The organism is Azospirillum formosense (assembly GCF_040500525.1).
GTDB lineage: Bacteria > Pseudomonadota > Alphaproteobacteria > Azospirillales > Azospirillaceae > Azospirillum > Azospirillum formosense_A.
This window is the reverse complement of the sequence record NZ_CP159402.1, coordinates 1,459,517-1,475,562: the sequence shown is the minus strand read 5'-3', so window position 1 is coordinate 1,475,562 and position 16,046 is coordinate 1,459,517. Positions and strand designations below refer to the sequence as shown.

Below are 16,046 nucleotides of genomic sequence, written 5' to 3'. Positions count from 1 at the left end.
GCTAGGCCCGGCGCAGGGCCAGCTCCAGCGCGGGCTTGAGGATCGACGCGGCGCCGTAGCCGATCTCCACCACCTCCTCCGCGCGGTCGAACTCCAGGATGCCGATGTGGGCGAGGCGCGGCGCGATCAGCACGTCCGGCGGCTCGCCGGCCAAGCGGGAGCGGGTGATGCGGTCCTGCATGATGTCGATGGACCCGGCCATCACGTCCATCACGTTGGGCGGCACGTTGGAGGCCGGGGCACGCGTCAGCTGGTCGGCGAGGAAGCGCGTGCGCGCCGCCGGCCGCCGCCCCATCCAGGAGGCGATCTGCGAGGTCAGGGTGGAAAAGACGGGGGAGGTCGCGTCCCCCGCCGGGGCCATCGCCGCCTCCGGCACGGGCTGGGCCTGCTGCATCCGCGCTTCCTGCATCTGTGACGCCTGCATCTGGGCCGGCTTGGCCTCCGCCGCCTTGCGCAGCTTGGCGGCGCCGCGCCCCGATGGGCGGCTCAGCGGCGACAGCTCGCTGTTCAGATTGACCGCGATCACCACGTCGGCCCCCAGCGCGCGGCACAACGACACCGGCACCGGATTGACCAGCGCGCCGTCCACCAGCCAGTGGTCGTCGCGCCGCACCGCCGGAAACAGGCCGGGCATGGCGGCCGACGCCTGCACCGCGCTGAGCATCGGCCCGTCGCGCAGCCAGATCTCCCGCCCGGTGCTGAGGTCGGTGGCGACCGCGGCGAAGGGCTTGCGCAGCTGATCGATGGTGACTTCGGTCCGGTGGTTGCGGAAGCGGTCGAAGGTGCGGTCGGCGGCCAGCAGCCCGCCGCGGCGGAAGGTCAGGTCGATGATTCCGAGCATGCCGAGCCAGCCCATGCTCTGCGCCCAGGCCTGCAACTCGTCCAACTGGTCCGTCAGGTAGGCCGCGCCGACCACTGCGCCGATGGAGGTTCCGCAGATCACGTCGGGCTCGACCCCGATCTCCTCCAGCGCGCGCAGAACGCCGATGTGCGCCCATCCGCGCGCCGCCCCGCTGCCCAGGGCCAGTCCGATCTTCAGTCCGCTCACCGCCAGCACCTCGTGTCTTGTGGGCTCGGTCAGGCTTGTCCGGCACCGACGCGTCGATGGGTGTCCAAAGGGATTTGGGGCATCGGCCCCCCGGCGGAAACCCTTCCATCCGGGGGACGCGGGACGCGCCCGGGGGGCTCCGCATGGGGGATGCCGAAAATTGTACCCGCTTTTGCCCTCTATTTGACTTGCATCAGTTTTTCTTCCGATTACCTGTGGCATTGCGATGGATGAAAGAGTTTCCGGGCGACGTTAACCAAACATCAACTGGAAACGTCCATTGTCGCTCTCAACACGGACAGTCAGGGATGGCGGAGGTTGCCATGGCCCAGGATCTCAAGAGTTTCAAGAAGGATTGGCAGCGCTGGTCGGCAGCGGAGAAGCTGACGGCGGTGGCCATCCTGATCGTCGCCGCGGTCGCGCTGGGCGGTCCGGTGACCATTCTGTTCTGATCGGCCCCGGGTGACCGGCGCATGCCGCCTCACAGCAGAGAGGCGAGGGCCGCGATCCCGAACGCTCCCAGCACCGCGCCCGAGGCGCGGTTGATCCACAGCATGGCGGCGGGCGTGACCCGGCGCCGGAACGCCCCGACCGAGGCGCTGAGCCCCAACCACCACATCGCCGACCCGGTGAAGACGCCCGCGACGAGCAGGGCGGCCACCCCGGTGCTGCTGCCATCCCCCGCCGACACGCCCAGCCCGCCGAACACCGCGGCGAAGCTGAGAATGGTTGCCGGGTTGGCGAGCGTCAGCGCGAAGGTGGAGGCGTAGGCCCCGGCCAGACCGCCGCCGCCGCGGGCGTCCGCGGCGCGTTCCGCCGGACGGGCGCGCAGGGTGCTCCAGCCCAGCCACAGCAGCATCAGTCCGCCAACCAGTTTCAGCGCCACCTGCGCACCCAAGAGCGCGTCGGTGATCAGGGCCACCCCGAAGCCGGCGATGGCGCCATAGACCGCGTCCGCGCTGGCGGCACCCAGCCCGCTGACGAAGCCGTGCGCCGGCCCGTCGGCCAGGGTGCGCCGGATGCACAGCAGCCCGATCGGCCCGACCGGGGCGGCGATGCTGAATCCGATGATCAGCCCCTTCAGCAGGGCGGGCAGGGCGTCCATGGCGAATGCTCCGGTTGGGTCAGTCGGACTCGATGGGAAGGATCGGCGTCTCCTTGACCGAGGAAAGCGCGATGACGGTGTGGGAGCGCACGACGCCGGGCAGCGCCTTCAGCCGGTCGGAGAGGAAGCGTTCGAGCGCCTCCGTGTCGGCCACGCGCACCTTGAGCAGATAGGACCAGTCCCCGGTGACGTGGTGGCACTCCTGAACCGCCGGGGTGGCGCGCATGGCGTCGCGGAAAGGCGCGTCATGCTCCGGACGGTCGAGCAGCACCTCGACGAAGGCCAGCACGTCCAGCCCGGCGGCTTTGGGCGACAGCCGCGCCCCCCACCCCTGGATCACGCCGTTGGCCTGCAGCTTCTTCAGCCGCTCGTTCACGGCGGACACCGAGAGTCCGGCCGCCGATCCGATGTCGGCGTAGGAAGCGCGTCCGTCTTGCTGAATGTGTGCGATGATTTTGCGGTCGGTATCGTCCATGGCCGAAATAATTGCCGATAATGCGGCGTTTAACAAGGAGAATTTTCCGATCAACCGCCCATCCGGCGGAAGTCCGGCTTGCCGGCGCCGCAGCGCGGGCAGAACCAGTCACCCGGCAAATCCTGGAAGGCGGTGCCCGCCGGCGCGCCGTGCTCCGGGGCGCCGTCGCGGGGGTGATGCTCGTAGCCGGGGCGATCGCCGCCGCACCGCCAGATTTCGGACAGGCGCGGGTCCTCGGCCCGCGCGGTGGGGGCGAACAAGGCGAGGATGGCGGCGATCAGGCGCAGGGCGCCACGCCGCCGGAGGGGGCGGGGAAGGGTGGGCATGGCGAAGCGTCCGGCCGATGGCGGTGCCGCACTATGCCCCGGGTCCTTTGCGGGATGATGACGGTCGTGGAGCGAAGGGGAGGGAAGGGGCGCGCGTCAGCGCCGCCGCGGCGCCTTGCCCTTGAGATGGGCGCGTTGCAGCTTCGCGCCGGCCAGATCCGCCCCGTCCAGGTCGGCGTTCTCCAGATCGGCGTCGGTCAGATTGGCCTGGACCATACGGGAATCGGTCAGCATGGCCTGCCGCAGGTCGGCGCCCATCAGGTTGGCGGCCCAGGAGCGGCCCGTTGGGCGCCCGCTGGGGTCCTTGATTTCCGCCGGTCCGAGATTGACCCGCGTCAGATCGGCCCCGGTCAGCCGGGCGAAGCTGAGGTTGGCGCCGGACAGGTCGGCGCCCATCAGGTTCGCGCGCTCAAGATTGGCGCCGGACAGGTCGGCCATCATCAGCCGGGCGCCGGTGAGCGCCGCGTCGGACAGGTTGGCGCCGCGCAGCGAGGCCGCGCTGAGATTGACGCCGCGCAGGTCGGCGCGGCTGAGGTCGGTGCCGTCCAGGTCGGCGCGCTCGCCGCGCTGGCCGACGCTGTCGATCCAGCGCTCATGATCGAAGATCGCCCGCTGGATTTCCGACCCCATGCTGTCGATCGGGCGGGTCAGGCAGGCGGCGCCGAGCTTGGCCTGCGACAGATCGCAATCGACCATCCGCGTGCCGACCAGATCGGCGTTGTCGAAGGTGCAGCCGTCCAGCAGGGCGCCGGTCAGGTTGGCCCCGTTCAGCCGCGCTCCGGACAGGTTGGCGTCGGTCAGCACCGCGCCGGAGAGGTCGGCGTTCTGGAGCACCGCCCCGCACAGGTCGGCTGCGGTCAGGTTGGCGCCGGCCAGCACCGCGCCGGTCAGATCGGTCGGGATGCCGCCCTCCGCCGTGACGCCGCCCTGCAGACGGGCCAAAGCGGTCCGGTGGCTCTGCCGGATGGACTCGGCATCCTGGGCGTCAGGATGGGCGTCCGGACCGGTGCCGCGGCGGGCGGTGCCGCCCGGTTCCAGCGTGCCGGCGCGCAGGTCGGCGTCGCGCAGATTGGCGTTGGAGAAGTCGGCGGAGCGCAGCCGCGCGCCGCGCAGATCCGTCTGCATCAAATTGGCGCGGGTGATGTCCGCATCGCGCAGGTCCACGCCGAAGAGGTCGGCCCCGGCGAGGTTCGTGCCGCTGAGCCGGCAGCGCGCCAGCTTCGCCCCCACCAGCCGCGCGCCGCGCAGATCGCGCTGCGACAGATCCGCGCCCTCCAGATCCGCCAGCGCCAGATTGGCGCGCGCGCCACCCGGCTGGCCCTTGATCCAGCGGGCGTGCCGGTCCAGGACTTCGGCCAGCTGGTCGGGCCGAAGATAGGAGGGGGCCGGCGCGGGGGCTGTGGCGACGGGGGGCACGGGCAGCAATCGAACGGGGGTTGTTTTCGCTATCCAAACTATGGAGGTAGATTCCTTACCGAAGGCTAAACGGTAAAGGCCACGGCAGTACCCCTTATGGTTGCCGTTTTTTGCCCCGTCCTTGTCACGATCGGCTAGGGGAGGCGTGGGCGCGTGACTCCATCCGCGGCGAATCAGGAAGCGAATCGGAGGGACGATCCGTCGTGTGTCACCCTTGTAACGTGACGCCCGGCCTTCCCAACCCTCGCACGGCCCCCCATCAAGACCTGGAAATGTGGGCGTTTTAAAGACGTTAACCATTGGTTTCTTGACAGAAGCGGGGGCTCTGCCGCCAAAAGTCATCGGACAAAAAGGGGGCGCTCTGTACGCCCCCCGTTCGGGACCCCATGGAGGCATGATGACCGAGGCCAAATTCCAACCGACCCCAGCAGCCAAGCTCGGCCGGAGGGAACTGTTGCGCATCGGTCTGGCGACGGCCGCTGCCGGCATGGTCATGGCGCCGGAGGTGTCGGAGGCGGCGTTGCGCGCCCCGCCGCGGCAATTGGTCCTGCTCAACCTCCACACCGGCGAGCGGGTGCGGGCGGAGTACTGGTCCAAGGGCCGCTACCAGCGCGACGGCCTGCGGGAAATCAACCACTTGCTGCGCGACCACCGCACCGGTGCCGTGCATCCCATCGACCCCAAGCTCCTGGACCTGCTGCACGCGCTGACCCGCAAGGTCGGCAGCAAGACGCCGGTGCACATCATCTCCGGCTACCGCTCTCCCGAATCCAACGCGTGGCTGCGCGAGCAGGACGGCAGCGGCGTCGCCCAGAACAGCTTCCACATGCAGGGCAAGGCCATCGACCTGCGGGTGCCCGGCCTGCCGCTGCGCACCCTGCAGCGCGCGGCGCTCAGCCTGCGTGGCGGCGGGGTGGGCTATTACCCGGACAGCAACTTCGTCCATGTCGACGTCGGTCCGAAGCGTCAGTGGGCGTCCTGACCGGCTCCCGATTGTAGAATCCGGCATAAAGTGTAAAAATTCGGCATAAAGTTTATTTCGCCCCTATGGGTCAATCAGGCGCCAAGTCCAAATTGGATTTGGCGCCTGTTGTGCTCCTAGGTTGTTTGTCCATTTTCGAGAAAATTAGTCGAGCCGGTTAGGCGGTTGTTCTGTCGCGGACATAGCTTCCGCTTCTTCGTTTTGTCTGGGGTGGCGGGAATTCCGTGTGATGCGCGGGAGGCCATGGGAACTGGAACGGAGAATGGGCTTCCTCTTGGCATAGTTCGCGACGCCGCCGACTTGGAGGTTAATAACGTCCGACAAGCGGCTACAGGACGTTCGCGCTCATGAACGGGAAGACCCGGACGGGATCGTGCCGGTCTCCCGCGCGAACCAAGCCGCCGCCTTTGCCAGGACGTCGCGCTCCTGGCGCAGTTGCCGGTTCTCGCGATGCAGGCGAGCCGGTTCCTCCTTTTCGGAACTGCTCAGGCCGTCGCTGCGGTGACCGTTATCGCGATCGGCTTGGGGCACCCAGTTGCGGATCGCCTGGGCGGATGGCTCGAACTCGCGGGCGAGGTCGGCTGTATCGCGTCCAGAGCGGACCAGCTCGACCATATGCTGCCGGAAGCCGGCGGATAAGGGGGGCGGGTTTTCGGCATCGGTCAACACAGCCTGCGCAAGTCAGATGGTGTCCACCGAGCCGGGGCAACTCCACACCAAAATTGGCCACTGCCGGAACATCCCCGAACCGTTGACCGGGAAAGTTTGCCGGCAGTGGTGGGCATCGTCAGAGACCGTGTTGATCGAGCAGCAATTGCCCGTCGCGCGCCACGTCGTCGCCGTGTTCGAACAGGTTGCGCCAGGACGCGACGCCCGCAGTGATGTCCGGGTGGGACACGGCTGAGGAGAAGGCTTCGACGCCGATCAGTCCCTGATACTTGGCCGCCTTCAACCGGCGCAGCATCGGGGCGAAGTCAATGGCCCCCTCCGTCAGACGGCCGCGGTGGTTCTGGTCGATCTCGAAATAACCGAGATAAGGCATTGCCAGCTCAAGCGCGCCCAACAGGTCATTCTCCTCGATGTTCATGTGGAAGGTGTCGAGATGGACGCGGACGTTGTCGGCGCCGATCAGCTTGACCATTCGAACGGCCTGTTCCGCCGTGTTGATCAGGTTGCTTTCGTACCGATTGACCACTTCGAGCGCCAACAGCATCCCATAAGATGCGGCCCGTTCGGCGACGATCCTCAACCCGTCCGCCGCCGCCTGGAAGTTGGCGTCGCTCGGGACCTTCGAGGCCTTCCCGAAGGCGCTGTAGAGAATGCCGCCCATGCGGTCCGCGCCCATATCGCGCGCCAGGGCGAGCGCCGCGCAATGCCGCTCGATCCCACGGCGGTGCACGTCCGGGTCGGTGCTCGAAATGTCGTTGTCCACCTGAAGGGGGGAGGTCGCGACGGGGCGGACTCCGGCCCGCTCGCACAGCGCGGCAATGGCCGCCGGTTCGATGCTGTCATGGTCGCGGATCGGCACGACGAGCTGGCCGTAGCCGAAGGCCGCGGCACGCTCGGCCGCGTAGGCACCATCCTTGGTGGACCACTTCGGAATCCAGGTGTAGCTGTGGATTGACCGCCTGTTCATCTCGTTTCCTCCTGATTGCACCCGCTTGCCGGGTCGTTGGTCTCGCCGCCGGTTCGCGAAGGGCGAGCAGCCCCCATCCCCGCCGGTAGCCCCACCGGCTTGGGGTGCGTCCGTCAGCGATGGTTGGAAAAGCCGTCCGGCGATGGACCCCCTCGGCAGGGGTCCCGGACGGGGCTTATTCGAAGAGAATGTCGTGGCGCTTGAGGATGTCGTCGCGCATCGCCTCGATCATCTTCAAATGCGCGAGCAGAAGCGACTGGGTTCCCGCGACATCGTTGGCCATGATCGATCGCATCAGCTTGACGTGGTCGGCGATCGCATCGTCCTCATGGTGGGCCTCCTGAAGCTCAAGGAAGCGCACCCGTGTCAGATGCGTCCTCACGTCACTCAGCATCTCCAGGAGCATGGCGTTTCCCAGAACCCCGATGACGGTGTCGTGGAACGCCACATCCAGTTCGGTGAAGCCGACATAGTCCTTCTCCCGCACGACCTGTCTTTGCTGCTCGATCAGCGACAGCGCCTTGCTTTGCGCCACGCTGTGATCGGCGGTTCTGTTCCAGATGCGCGCCACCTCGCCGAACGCCGAAACCTCCAGCGCCTCACGGATGAATTGGGCCTCCTTCACCTTCGCCGCGGACAGGTGGGACACCTGCGCGCCGCGCTGCGGCAGGATGCTCAACAAACCTTCGTTCGCCAGCCGGGAGAAGGCCTGACGGACCGGTGTCCGGCTGACGCCGTACTCGTCGGCGACGGCATTTTCGTAGATCATCGAGCCGGGCTGGAGCGAAAGCGAAATGATCCTCTTCCGCAGTTCCTTGTAGATCACGCTGTCCAGCGTGTTGCGTTCCAACACCAGCCGTTCGTTCTTCACCGTGCTCTCCCAGCCCCTGCATAAGCGGACATCGCCCTTCCCGAGTCTCGAATCACGATTATCGCCGGACCGGATTGGTCCACGCAAGGTCGCAGCGCCGCTGAACACAGGCCGGGACGCGGGTGGAACCGGACCGATGTCCGGGGCCGCCGGACGAACACTTCGGCACTATTGGTTGCACCTCCCGTCCGCGACACCGCCTCCTGCCGGGCGGAATCCCATCCGAATTCGGATTTGATTGGGAGCCAATCAAATCGTTCCATGGATGATCCGTACCATCTTGCATCCTTGGATACAAGTGTGCAAGATAACCGAACGTTGCGTTGGTTGAGCCGTTCGCCATCCACGTGTCGGCTGTCCGTTCCGCGGGAGTGGGCAGCAATGAATGACATAAGGGCATTCTCAGGCTCCGCGCTCAAAGCAACGGGCGCCCTTGATCCCCAAGCTCATAAGAAATTCTAGGGAGTAGGAAGTGACCAACATGTCCAAGCGCTTTGGCGCTCTTCTCGGAGCCACCGCACTGACGCTGATCGCGGGCATGGGGATGGCCCAGGCCCAGACGCAGAAGCACATCCTGCGCATGAACCACGTCCACAGCCCGGTCGAAGCCTATCACTCGGCGTTCCAGGAATGGGCCAAGCGCGTCGAGGAGCGGACCAACGGCGGCCTCAAGATCGAGGTGTTCCACAGCGCCCAGCTCGGCAACGAAGAGGACATCATCGAGCAGATCCGCCAGGGCGCCAACATCGGCCAAAACACCGACGCGGCGCGCCTCGGCAACTATGTCCGCGAGATTGCGGTCCTGAACGGCCCGTACTTCGTCGAGACGCTCGACGAGGCCTTCGCGCTGTCGAAGCTCGACATCGTCAAGAAATGGAAGACGGAGCTGGCGGACAAGCATGGCCTCCAGGTCGTCTGCTTCGACTTCGTGCAGGGCAAGCGCCACGTGTTCGCCAACAAGCCGGTCCGCAACCCGGGCGACCTGTCCGGCCTGCGCATCCGCACCCCGCCGGCCCCCATCTGGCAGGAATCGGTGCGCGCCATCGGCGCGGCCCCGACGGCGATGAGCTTCGGCGACATCTACCCCGGCCTTCAGCAGCGGGCCGTCGATGGCGCGGAACTGACCTACGCCAACATCCGTCCGGGCAACCTCCAGGAAGTCGTCCGCAACGTCAGCGAAACCGGCCACATCACGCTGATCAACTTCGAGGTTGTCAGCGCCTCCTGGTTCAAGAAGCTGCCCGCCGACTACCAGACCGCGCTGGTCGAGGAATGCAGCGCCGCCGGCCAGAAGGTGTCGAAGGTGCTCGCCGACGCCGCCGAGGGTGAGAAGGCCGCGCTGGTCAAGGGCGGCATGAAGGTGACCGACAACGTCGATCTGGCGGCCTTCCGCAAGGCCGGCGACGCGGCTTACGAGAAGCTCGGCCTGACCGACGTCCGGGCGGCCGTCTACAAGGAAATGGGCCGCTAACTCATCCGAAGCCGGCGAGGCCTGCCTTATGAAAACTCTCTACGACTATGTCCTGAAGCTGGAGGCGATCCTCGCCGGCTTGTTCCTGATGTTGATGGTCGGTCTGCTCCTGCTGGGCGGCGTGGCGCGCATGATGCAGCACCCGCTCAACTGGACCATCGATCTGGCGACCTGCTTCTTTGCCTGGGCGGTGTTCCTGTGCGCCGACATCGCCTGGCGCAAGGACATGCTCATGTCCCTCGACCTGGTGACCGCGAAGCTGTCCGAGCGGTACCAGCGGACCCTGCTGTTCGTGAACTACGCGGCGATCGCGCTGTTCCTCTGCTACGCCATCTACGGTGGGACCCTGCTCGCCTGGACCAGCCGGTCCCGGACCTTCAACGGCATTCCCGGCGTCAGCTATTCCTGGGTCACCGCCAGCATCGCCGTCGGGGCGGCGCTGATGCTCGTCACCACGCTTCTCAAGATCCGGACGCTGATGCGGTCCGACGGCGTCCCGTGCACCGCCGCCACCGCCACCGGGGAGACCGCCTGACCATGCTGCTCGTCGCCTTGGCCTTCGCGGTCTTCCTTCTCATCGGTATGCCGGTCGCCTTTGCGATCGGCATCTCCGGGGTGCTGTTCTTCCTCCAGCACCCGGAGCTGCCCTTCACCATCCCGCTGCAGGTGACGGTGTCGCAGACCCAGAACTTCGCCCTGCTCGCCGTTCCCCTTTTCATCATGGCGGGCAACTACATGAACCGGTCCGGCATCACCGAAAGCCTGCTGAATCTGGCGTCGGTGGCCACCGGACACTTCAAGGGCGGGCTCGCCCAGATTTCCATCGTCCTGTCGGCGCTGATGGGCGGCGTGTCGGGGTCGGCCATCGCGGACGCGGCGATGCAGTCGCGCATCCTCGGCGAGGAGATGACGAAGCGGGGCATGTCGCGCGGCTTCACCGCCGGCGTGATCTCCTTCACCTCGCTCCTCACCCCGCTGATCCCGCCGGGCATCGGCATGATCCTCTACGGGACCATCGGCCAGGTGTCGATCGGGCGGATGTTCGCGGCGGGCTTCGCCCCGGCGCTTCTGCTCGGCATCGCCATGAGCATCGCCGTCTGGTACACCTCCAACAAGCGCGGATACCCGCCCGAGCGGTCGAAGCGGGCCTCCCTGGCCGAGGTCGGCAGCGCCCTGAAGGGCGGCGTCTGGGCGTTGCTGTTCCCGGTCATCCTGCTCGTCGGGCTGCGCATGGGCATCTTCACGCCGTCGGAGATCGGCGCCTTCGCGGTGCTGTACGCGCTGTTCATCGGTTTCGTGGTCTACCGCAGGCTCAAGACGAAGAGCTTCATCGAGGCGCTGGAGATCAGCCTTGCCGACGTCGGGTCCGCGATGTTCCTCATCAGCCTGTCGGCGATCTTCAGCTACGGCATCGTCTTCGAGCGCATCCCGGAGGTCATCGCGTCGTCCCTGACCAGCCTCACCGACAACGTCCAACTCGTGATGGTTCTCATCGTCCTGCTGGTTCTGGTGGCGGGCCTGTTCATCGACGCGACGGTGATCATCATCATGATGACGCCGATCTTTTTGCCGGCCGTGCGGGCGATGGGCGGCGATCCGGTGCATTTCGGCATCGTCTTCATCGTCGCGGCGACCATCGGTAACTTCACGCCTCCGGTCGGAGCGGCGATGTTCACCGTCTGCTCAATCCTGAGGGTGTCGGTGGGCGCCTATGTGCGGGAGTCCCTGCCTCTGATGATCGCCATCGGGTTGACGACCCTGCTTCTGATCTTCGTGCCCGAGTTGATCCTCCTGATCCCGAACCTGCTCTTCGGATGATGGCGGCGCGGCCGGCGCGGGTGGTGGAAACGCTGCCCGCCCGGCCACGTCCAACAGACACGCCGAATCCTTGCGTCCAAACCGGGGCCGCGTGCGGCGCCGACTGGTGGAGTTCCAAACACGATGACCGGCAGACTAGACGGAAAACGCGCCCTTGTGACCGGAGCGGGACAGGGCATGGGGCGGGCCATCGCGCTCGCCTTCGCCAGGGAGGGGGCCAGCGTCGTCGCGACGAGCCGCACGCTGTCCAAGATGGACGATCTGCCGGGGATCGATCCCAACATCACCCCCGTCGCGCTCGACGTGACCGATCCGGTGGCGGTCCGGCGCGTCATCGCCGAGGCCGGGCCGCTTGACATTCTCGTCAACAACGCCGGATGGGTCCACAACGGCACCATTCTGGATTGCAGCGACGAGGATTGGGCGCGCAGTCTGGACCAGAACGTCACCTCGATGTTCCACACCATCCGCGCGGCGCTTCCGGGCATGATCGAGCGGCGCCGGGGCTCCATTGTGAACGTCGCCTCGGTGGCGTCGAGCCTGACCGGCGTTGCCAACCGCACCGCCTACGGGACCAGCAAGGCGGCGGTGATCGGCCTGACCAAGGCCGTGGCCCGCGACTTCATCGGCTTCGGCGTCCGCTGCAACGCGCTGTGCCCCGGCACCACCCACTCACCGTCGCTGGAGGAGCGCATCCAGTCCAGCGCCGACCCGGACGGAATGAGGGCGCAGTTCATCGCGCGCCAGCCGATGGGCCGCCTGGGCACCGTCGAGGAGATGGCCGCCGCCGCGGTCTATCTGGCCAGCGACGAATCCGGCTTCATGACCGGCAGCCTGCTCGTCGCCGACGGAGGGCAGACGCTGTGACCGGACACGCTCAGTCGCCCGCACGCTACGACGCGGATACCCTTGAAACCTTCTGCCGCGCGGTGTTCCTGGCGGCCGGCGCGGACGCCGCGACAGCGGACGCCGCCACCCGCGCGATGATGCACGGCTCCCGATTGGGGGTGGACAGCCACGGCGTGAGGCTTCTCGGGCACTATGTCGCCACCATGACGCAAGGGCGGGTGAATCCGCGTCCCGCCCTGCGCATCCTCTCTGAATTCGGGGCCGTCGCCACGCTGGACGCCGACAACGCGCACGGCGCGCTCGGCGCCTACCGCGCGCAGGAGAAGGCGGTCGAACTGGCTGGACGGTTCGGCATCGGGGCAGTTGCCATCCGCAACAACTCCCATTTCGGACCGGCCGGGGCCTTCGCGCTCGCCGCGGCGGAGGCGGGCTGCATCGGCATGGCCTTCTGCAACTCCGACAGCTTCATGAGGCTGCACGATGGTGCCGAGCGCTTCCACGGCACCAACCCGATCGCCATAGCCGTTCCGGTGAAGGGCGGCGATCCGTGGTTGTTCGACATGGCCACCAGCGCCATTCCCTACAACCGCGTCCAGCTCTATCGCAGCCTCGGGCTTTCGCTTCCCGAAGCCACCGCGTCGGACCCCGAGGGGCGCAACACCACCGATCCCGAACAGGCCGAAATGCTGGCGCCTCTGGGTGGGGAATTCGGCTTCAAGGGGGCCGGGCTCGCGGGGTTCGTGGAAATCCTGAGCGCCGTTCTGACCGGCATGAAGCTGAGCTTCGAGATCCTGCCGATGCCGGGGCCGGACATGAGCACGCCGCGCGGCATGGGCGCTTTCGTGATGGCGATCCGTCCGGACGCGTTTCTGCCACAGGAGAACTTCCAGGACAACATGGCACGCTATCTGGCCGCTCTGCGCGGGTCCCAGGCCGTGCCGGGCCGAACGGTCATGGCGCCCGGCGACCGCGAATGGGCCGAGGCGGCGCGCCGCAGGACTCTCGGCATTCCCGTCGATCAGACGACCATCGAATCCTTCAACCAACTCGCCCACGCATATGGCATTCCCACTCCAATCCCGGCAACCTCACCAACATGATGCCGGGTGGACTGGACACTACACTTCTGGCGTGAACCGCCTGCTCACTCTCCGGTGGTGCTGTCAGCTTGGCGGGAGCGGAACTCTCGTGGCATAGTCGCGGACATGAGTACGCCCCGCAACGGCTTCGTCACGAAAACCGGTCCGCCGCGCAGCTTGCTCGGACTTTCCGACAGGCTCACATGGAGGCGGACCGGCTGGTGCGAGACCTCAGCCCGGTTGTTCTGTCGCCGCCACCGCTCATGGCGGGCCGCCCAGCCGACTTCACGTAAGGCGACCCCAAAGGAGCGCAGACTGTCGGCGGTCACCTGGGTGGGAGCGAAGCCGTGCTTCTTCAGCAGCTTGCGCATCAACTTCAGGGCCGCGGCCTTGTCGCGCCGGCGCTGGACGAGCATCGCCAGCACCTCGCCTTCATCATCGACCGCCCGCCACAGATGCATCAGCTTTCCACTGACCCTGATCACCCTCTCATCCAGATGCCAGCGCGCGCTGGGCTTGGGTCGGAGGCGTCGCAGATTGCCGGCGATGGCCGGCCCGAACTTCAAAACTCAGCGCCGGACGGTTTCTCGTAGGACACATCGACACCCCGTTCGGCCAGCAACTCCTCGACATCGCGATAACTCAGTGTGAACCGCAGGTTCAGCCAGATCGCGTGTTGGATGACCGCGGGCGAGAACCGATGGCGGGCATACGAGAGCGGCGGCATCCGAACAAGATAATGCTGCGATCGGTGCGCCGCCCCCGGTCCCGTGACAACGCCAGCCGGACGTCTGGATGAACGCTTGATCAGAACGCCGTGAAATTGACCGGAGTCCTGATCAGTCTCGGCGTTCCCGCTGATTTCGTTCGTCTGCTGAGCTGAATGAGCCTTCTTTCGGCGTCGATATTCTGGAATGTTGCATGGATGCTTGAGCCATCATTCTATATGCTTCAACAGTGTTGATGTCCGTGGTTGTGATTGCGCTTCCCTCAGCGTCGGAAATCGCCAGGCAGTCTTCAAATGTCAGCATTTTTCGTCCTTCTAAAAAGAATTTGAAAGGGTTTTCCACGTCTGTCAGCGGGTCGGGACCGGCGGGTTCTTGGAGTGGTCGTAGAAACCGCGGCCGACCTTGCGGCCGACCCAGCCGGCCTCGACATACTTCACCAGCAGCGGGCAGGGGCGGTACTTGCTGTCGGCCAGACCCTCGTAGAGGACCTGCATGACCGCCAGACAGGTGTCCAGGCCGATGAAGTCCGCCAGCTCCAGCGGGCCCATCGGGTGGTTGGCGCCCAGCTTCAGCGCCGTGTCGATGGCCTGGACGCCGCCCACCCCCTCGTAGAGGGTGTAGACCGCCTCGTTGATCATCGGCAGCAGGATGCGGTTGACGATGAAGGCCGGGAAGTCCTCGGCCACCGCCGCGGTCTTGCCGATGTTCGCCGTCAGCTCGGCGATCGCGTTGAAGGTCGCCTCGTCCGTCGCGATGCCGCGGATCAGCTCGACGAGCTGCATCACCGGCACCGGGTTCATGAAATGCATGCCCATGAACTTGGACGGGCGGTCCGTCGAGGCGGCGAGGCGGGTGATCGAGATCGACGAGGTGTTCGTCGCGATCAGCGCCTCGGGCTTCAGGTTCGGGACCAGCTTCTTGAAGATCTCGCGCTTGAGCGCTTCGTTCTCCGTCGCCGCCTCGACCACCAGATCGGCGTCATGGAACACGGACAGGTCGGAGCCCGTGGCGATGCGGGCGATCGCCGCCGTCTTGTCGGCCTCCGTCAGCTTCCCCTTCTGAACCTGGCGGTCCATGTTCTTGGAGATGGCGGCCACCGACTTCTGCAGAATCTCCGCGCTGATGTCGGAGATGACGACCTCGTACCCCGCCAGCGCGCAGACGTGGGCGATGCCGCTGCCCATCTGGCCGGCACCGATGACGCCAATCTTCTTGATCGTGGACATATGAGCTTTCCCGCTTGTCTTTTGGCCCGCTGGTCTTTCGAGGAGGACTGGCCGGTTACGCCTTGTCCAGCGCGGCCGTCAGCTCCGGCACCGCCTTGAAGAGGTCGGCGACGAGGCCGTAGTCGGCGACCTGGAAGATCGGCGCCTCCTCGTCCTTGTTGATGGCGACGATGACCTTGCTGTCCTTCATGCCGGCGAGGTGCTGGATGGCCCCGGAGATGCCGACGGCGATGTACAGCTCGGGCGCCACGATCTTGCCGGTCTGGCCGACTTGGTAGTCGTTCGGCACGAAGCTGGCGTCCACCGCCGCGCGGCTGGCCCCGACCGCCGCCCCCAGCTTGTCGGCCAGCGCCTCCAGAAGCTTGAAGTTGTCGCCCGACTGCATGCCGCGGCCGCCCGACACCACGATCTTGGCCTGGGTCAGCTCCGGACGCTCCGACTTCGTCAGCTCCTGGCCGACGAACCTGGCCGAGCCGGTGTCGCCCGTCCCGGCGATGCTCTCGACCGTCGCCGAGCCGCCCGTGGCGGCGGCCGCCTCGAAGGCGGTGGTGCGCACCGTGACGACCTTGATCGGGTCGGCGGACTTCACCGTGGCGATGGCGTTGCCGGCGTAGATCGGCCGCTCGAAGGTGTCGGCGGAGACCACGCCGGTGATGTCGGAGATCGCCGCGACGTCGAGCAGCGCGGCGACCCGCGGCAGCAGGTTCTTGCCCTCCGACGAGGCGGCGGCCAGCACATGGCCGTAGCCCTTGGCCAGGCCGACGACCAGCGGCGCGACGTTCTCCGGCAGCGGGTGGGCATAGGCCGCGTCGTCGGCCAGCAGCACCTTGGACACGCCAGCCACCTTGGCGGCTGCCTCGGCGACGGCCTGGGCGCCCTGGCCGGCGACCAGAATGTTGACTTCCCCACCGATCTTGGCGGCGGCGCTGACCGCGTTCAGCGTGGCGGCCTTCAGCGCGGCGTTGTCGTGTTCGGCAATGACGAGAATGGACATGTCAGATCACTTTCCCTTCAAG

17 protein-coding genes and 1 pseudogene are annotated in these 16,046 nt (G+C 66.6%); 7 read left to right on the top strand and 11 right to left on the bottom strand.

The window, feature by feature from the left end; translation table 11 throughout:
• Window position 1 precedes the first annotated feature (1 nt).
• Window positions 2–1,057 (bottom strand): patatin-like phospholipase family protein, encoded by a 1,056-nt coding sequence (locus tag ABVN73_RS07075; RefSeq protein ID WP_353857388.1) that lies wholly within the window; start codon window positions 1,055–1,057, stop codon window positions 2–4.
• Window positions 1,058–1,371: 314 nt separating this feature from the next.
• On the opposite strand from ABVN73_RS07075, the gene ABVN73_RS07070 reads away from it, so the two are divergent.
• Complete coding sequence (locus ABVN73_RS07070; protein WP_256380053.1) at window positions 1,372–1,500, top strand: hypothetical protein; 129 nt, start codon at window positions 1,372–1,374, stop codon at window positions 1,498–1,500.
• 29 nt (window positions 1,501–1,529) lie between these two features.
• Here ABVN73_RS07070 and ABVN73_RS07065 read toward each other — a convergent pair whose 3' ends face one another.
• The 4 genes from ABVN73_RS07065 to ABVN73_RS07050 all read right to left on the bottom strand — a co-directional run bounded on the left by ABVN73_RS07065 (window position 1,530) and on the right by ABVN73_RS07050 (window position 4,370).
• Window positions 1,530–2,153: a LysE family transporter gene (locus tag ABVN73_RS07065; RefSeq protein WP_353857387.1), complete on the bottom strand. Its 624-nt coding sequence runs from the start codon at window positions 2,151–2,153 to the stop codon at window positions 1,530–1,532.
• A 19-nt stretch (window positions 2,154–2,172) separates the two neighbouring features.
• The gene (locus tag ABVN73_RS07060; RefSeq protein WP_353857386.1) at window positions 2,173–2,628 is read right to left on the bottom strand and encodes an Lrp/AsnC family transcriptional regulator; all 456 of its coding nucleotides are present in this window, start codon (window positions 2,626–2,628) and stop codon (window positions 2,173–2,175) included.
• Between the two features lie 50 nt (window positions 2,629–2,678).
• Window positions 2,679–2,954 carry a rubredoxin gene (locus ABVN73_RS07055; protein WP_353857385.1) on the bottom strand — a complete coding sequence of 92 codons (276 nt, stop codon included), beginning with the start codon at window positions 2,952–2,954 and terminating at the stop codon, window positions 2,679–2,681.
• A 96-nt stretch (window positions 2,955–3,050) separates the two neighbouring features.
• On the bottom strand, window positions 3,051–4,370 hold the full coding sequence (locus ABVN73_RS07050) for a pentapeptide repeat-containing protein (RefSeq protein WP_353857384.1): 1,320 nt from the start codon (window positions 4,368–4,370) through the stop codon (window positions 3,051–3,053).
• 454 nt (window positions 4,371–4,824) lie between these two features.
• On the opposite strand from ABVN73_RS07050, the gene ABVN73_RS07045 reads away from it, so the two are divergent.
• Complete coding sequence (locus ABVN73_RS07045) at window positions 4,825–5,352, top strand: DUF882 domain-containing protein (protein ID WP_353857383.1); 528 nt, start codon at window positions 4,825–4,827, stop codon at window positions 5,350–5,352.
• A gap of 345 nt (window positions 5,353–5,697) precedes the next feature.
• Here ABVN73_RS07045 and ABVN73_RS07040 read toward each other — a convergent pair whose 3' ends face one another.
• From ABVN73_RS07040 to ABVN73_RS07030, 3 genes are all read right to left on the bottom strand, one after another.
• A complete protein-coding gene (locus tag ABVN73_RS07040) occupies window positions 5,698–6,018 on the bottom strand; it encodes a transposase (RefSeq protein ID WP_353857382.1) in 321 nt (106 codons plus the stop codon).
• Between the two features lie 121 nt (window positions 6,019–6,139).
• The gene (locus tag ABVN73_RS07035) at window positions 6,140–6,988 is read right to left on the bottom strand and encodes a sugar phosphate isomerase/epimerase family protein (protein WP_353857381.1); all 849 of its coding nucleotides are present in this window, start codon (window positions 6,986–6,988) and stop codon (window positions 6,140–6,142) included.
• A gap of 175 nt (window positions 6,989–7,163) precedes the next feature.
• On the bottom strand, window positions 7,164–7,859 hold the full coding sequence (locus tag ABVN73_RS07030; RefSeq protein ID WP_353857380.1) for a GntR family transcriptional regulator: 696 nt from the start codon (window positions 7,857–7,859) through the stop codon (window positions 7,164–7,166).
• Between the two features lie 481 nt (window positions 7,860–8,340).
• On the opposite strand from ABVN73_RS07030, the gene ABVN73_RS07025 reads away from it, so the two are divergent.
• The 5 genes from ABVN73_RS07025 (at window position 8,341) to ABVN73_RS07005 (ending at window position 13,097) form a co-directional block, all read left to right on the top strand.
• Window positions 8,341–9,330, top strand: coding sequence for a C4-dicarboxylate TRAP transporter substrate-binding protein (locus ABVN73_RS07025; protein ID WP_353857379.1), 990 nt, complete (start codon window positions 8,341–8,343; stop codon window positions 9,328–9,330).
• A gap of 28 nt (window positions 9,331–9,358) precedes the next feature.
• Entirely contained in the window at window positions 9,359–9,865 is a 507-nt protein-coding gene (locus ABVN73_RS07020) for a TRAP transporter small permease subunit (protein ID WP_353857378.1), read from the top strand.
• Window positions 9,866–9,867: 2 nt separating this feature from the next.
• On the top strand, window positions 9,868–11,148 hold the full coding sequence (locus tag ABVN73_RS07015; protein WP_353857377.1) for a TRAP transporter large permease subunit: 1,281 nt from the start codon (window positions 9,868–9,870) through the stop codon (window positions 11,146–11,148).
• A 123-nt stretch (window positions 11,149–11,271) separates the two neighbouring features.
• Entirely contained in the window at window positions 11,272–12,015 is a 744-nt protein-coding gene (locus ABVN73_RS07010; protein WP_353857376.1) for an SDR family oxidoreductase, read from the top strand.
• On the top strand, window positions 12,012–13,097 hold the full coding sequence (locus tag ABVN73_RS07005) for an Ldh family oxidoreductase (RefSeq protein WP_353857375.1): 1,086 nt from the start codon (window positions 12,012–12,014) through the stop codon (window positions 13,095–13,097). The genes ABVN73_RS07010 and ABVN73_RS07005 overlap by 4 nt, the downstream gene beginning before the upstream one ends.
• A gap of 188 nt (window positions 13,098–13,285) precedes the next feature.
• Here ABVN73_RS07005 and ABVN73_RS07000 read toward each other — a convergent pair.
• The 3 genes and pseudogenes from ABVN73_RS07000 to ABVN73_RS06990 form a co-directional block, all read right to left on the bottom strand.
• Window positions 13,286–13,803 (bottom strand): annotated as a pseudogene (locus tag ABVN73_RS07000) (IS6 family transposase); the annotation flags it as partial.
• 348 nt (window positions 13,804–14,151) lie between these two features.
• Window positions 14,152–15,030 carry a 3-hydroxybutyryl-CoA dehydrogenase gene (locus ABVN73_RS06995; RefSeq protein WP_353857374.1) on the bottom strand — a complete coding sequence of 293 codons (879 nt, stop codon included), beginning with the start codon at window positions 15,028–15,030 and terminating at the stop codon, window positions 14,152–14,154.
• A gap of 55 nt (window positions 15,031–15,085) precedes the next feature.
• On the bottom strand, window positions 15,086–16,024 hold the full coding sequence (locus ABVN73_RS06990; protein WP_353857373.1) for an FAD-binding protein: 939 nt from the start codon (window positions 16,022–16,024) through the stop codon (window positions 15,086–15,088).
• Window positions 16,025–16,046 lie beyond the last annotated feature (22 nt).